The 252-nt window shown below is 52.4% G+C and carries 1 protein-coding gene; it reads right to left on the bottom strand.

The features are described from left to right. The coding region (locus tag AB4585_RS22580; protein WP_372171053.1) for an N-succinylarginine dihydrolase at positions 1 to 252 on the bottom strand (252 nt) is incomplete at both ends.

The raw sequence follows: 252 nt of genomic DNA, 5'->3' as shown, positions 1-252 counted from the left end.
GTTGATTAGGTTTGCAGGCGTAAAGTGCAGTTTGCCATCGTGAGTATCGCTGCTTGGAGACACAGTCGCCGCGTTTGCTGTCCACATGCTTGATGCAGAGCAGCAAGCAGCCAAAAGTGCAGGAGAATGCTTAGCGGCTTGTTTTAACACGGAAGCGGTATCACCGGTAAAGCCTAATTGACGAAGTGTGCCGATATCAGGGCGAGCAAGAGGTGCGATTACGCCCTGAACCATTCCAAGGTCGTGCAACGC

Source organism: Vibrio sp. 10N.222.49.C9 (assembly GCF_041474985.1).
Lineage (GTDB): Bacteria > Pseudomonadota > Gammaproteobacteria > Enterobacterales > Vibrionaceae > Vibrio > Vibrio crassostreae_C.
Note: the sequence above shows the minus strand (reverse complement) of the source record. Positions and strands in the feature narration are given on the sequence as shown.